Below are 2,497 nucleotides of genomic sequence, written 5' to 3' on the forward strand. Positions count from 1 at the left end.
CCGCAACGGGATTACGCCCGATTCGCACGTATACGCCGCCGTCATATTTTACAAGCGCTTCGGTCACTTTCTTCGTTTCGTGACGATCAGCAGGCAGGACAATCGCCAGTCCCGGAATTGCCCGAGCTACTGCGATATCTTGCACGGAGTGGTGTGACATGCCAAGCGCCCCGTAGCTGACGCCTCCGCTAATGCCGATGAGCTTCACATTTGTCCGCGAATAAGCAACGTCAACTTTGACTTGTTCAATACTGCGCATACTGAGGAAGCAGGCTGGTGAAGTCACAAACGGTTTTTTGCCGCTGTGGGCCAGGCCTGCAGACATGCCTACGATATTCTGTTCGGCAATGCCGACCTCGACGAACTGCTGCGGGAACGTATTGGCAAAGGGAGCCATTGCAGCAGAACCGCGCGAATCGCTGGCCAGTACCATGATATCACGGTCGTCTTTGGCCAACTCCAGCAGTGTGTCACAGATTACTTGGCGATTAGGAATTTTATTCATGCTTAATGCACCTGCCCTTTCTGCGTCAATTCTTCGATCGTTGCCTTTAGCTCTGTGAGAGCCAGCTCCAACTCTTTATCATTAGGCACATGGTGATGCCATGCCGGGACATTTTCGGCGAACGATACGCCTTTGCCCTTGGTGGTATTGGCCATAATTAACGTTGGCTTTCCGGCTACTTCAGGGGCGGACCTGAATGCCTTAAGCAATTCTTCCATATTGTTGCCGTTGATAGAGACGACGTTCCAGCCGAAGGCAGTCCACTTCTCTTCCAGCGGCTCCAGTCCCATGACTTCTTCGGTAGCACCGCTGATCTGGAGTCGGTTGCGGTCGATAATGCCGATCAGGTTATCCAGCTTATAATGAGAGCCTGCCATAGCGGCTTCCCAGTTGGAGCCTTCGGCCTGTTCGCCGTCTCCCATTAAACAAAATACACGGTAAGGACGGTCATCCCGCTTGGCAGCTAGTGCCATGCCTACGGAAATGGGCAGGCCGTGGCCGAGGGCCCCGGTGTTCATTTCAATCCCTGGAACCTTGTTGTTCGGGTGGCCAATGAGTCGGGTGCCGAACTGGCTATAGGTCTCCAGCTCTTCTTTTGGGAAAAAGCCCCGGTCGGCCAGAATACACCATAGAGATTCTACGGAATGCCCTTTGCTGGCGATAAAGCGATCACGGTCATCCCATTTTGGATTAGCAGGATCAACGTTCATGATTTCATAATATAAAGCCGTTAAAATGTCTGTATTGCTCAGCGATCCCCCCGTATGTCCCGTTTTGGCGCGGTGAATGATGGTTAGCAGGTCCATGCGGATTTGTGCGGCTTTTACTTTCAGTTCCTGGATTTCCATAATGTCCTCCTCAAGATAGGTATTATAGGGATGGGCTTTGTCGCTTTAGACGTCTCAAACGTGAAGGTTCGGGCGCTTATTACGGGCGAGATCGGATCCTCTAAGCCAGCTTTGAATTTCCTGTTCCGTGGGATCGACCGGATCAGGCGTCAGGCCGGGTATATAATTGCAGGCCTCATAAATGGCCGGGATCACATTGGCGTGGATACCTACGGAATGATGGACGTAAGGCCCTTTTACGAGTTTTTCCTCCCACAGCGGCCAATCGTTTACTTCCACCCATACGTAGGAGCCGCGGGTATAAGGACCTTCAATACCCCGGGCACGCCCGAGGAACATGGAGTACTCACCGTGGTCGCCGTCAAATCGGGCAATGGTCATACCGCCACCGCGGATTTCGCCTTCATGAGTTCCGGGAGAATGGTCGTCGAAGAGAAAATGTTTGCGTAACTTCGGTTTGTTCTCTACGGAGAGCGAGACCGGGAAATTGCCACAGTGGAAGAGAAGTTCGCCGTTATCATTCTCAGGATGTCGAACAGTAATATCTGCGAAGAAGGTTGGCAATGTGTTCATGGAGGCAGCCTGCACCATAATGGAAGTAATGGCTCCATGGATATCTGTTTCACAAGTAACCGGAATTTGTTCGTCAGTCAGGATTGCATTGGCCAGACACGGCATAATAGATATGGCATCCTGCAAAGAGGACCAGCACTGAATTGCGATAGCGCTGCTTCCCGTCTCACGGGCGAAGGATTTCATGGCGACCTTTAAAGCGGCTATCCGTCTTACATCATCTTCGGTCACTTCACTGTAATCGAGTTTTTCTTTAATGTAATCCATCGTTTCCAGAAGCTCTGAGCTATTGCTGGAGGCAATTTTTTTGGTTCTAAGCTGAATGTCGACAATGGTAATGGGATGAATCTCAATGCCGAAGCGTTCCAGCAGTTCGCCTTCATTGCACATCATCGTCCAGAATGAAGCGGGGCGGGGGCCAATCTGGAGAATGCGTAAGCTCTTGAATTGGCGCACGACGTTGGCGGCCGCCACAAAGTTGGTAAAGCCTCTTTCGAAAACCGGATCATTCACCCAACTGTTCGTTACATAGGTGAAGGGAACGTTGAATCTTCGCAGCACTTTACCTGTG

General features: G+C 51.3%; 3 protein-coding genes. All 3 read right to left on the reverse strand.

Annotated features, from left to right (window positions below; translation table 11 throughout):
- Positions 1-505 (reverse strand): transketolase family protein (locus tag GRP75_RS24335; RefSeq protein ID WP_369127586.1); only part of this gene is annotated, 505 nt, incomplete at its 3' end.
- 2 nt (positions 506-507) lie between these two features.
- Positions 508-1,353 carry a transketolase gene (locus GRP75_RS24340; RefSeq protein WP_023989376.1) on the reverse strand — a complete coding sequence of 282 codons (846 nt, stop codon included), beginning with the start codon at positions 1,351-1,353 and terminating at the stop codon, positions 508-510.
- A gap of 54 nt (positions 1,354-1,407) precedes the next feature.
- The coding region (locus GRP75_RS24345; RefSeq protein WP_160790603.1) for an L-fucose/L-arabinose isomerase family protein at positions 1,408-2,497 on the reverse strand (1,090 nt) is incomplete at its 5' end.

This window comes from Paenibacillus sp. OT2-17 (genome assembly GCF_009827695.1).
Lineage (GTDB): Bacteria > Bacillota > Bacilli > Paenibacillales > Paenibacillaceae > Paenibacillus > Paenibacillus polymyxa_B.

Excerpts from the sequence above, each read along its gene's own strand:
- GRP75_RS24340 (WP_023989376.1), bottom strand. The coding sequence starts at position 1,353 with ATGGAAATCCAGGAACTGAAAGTAAAAGCCGCACAAATCCGCATGGAC.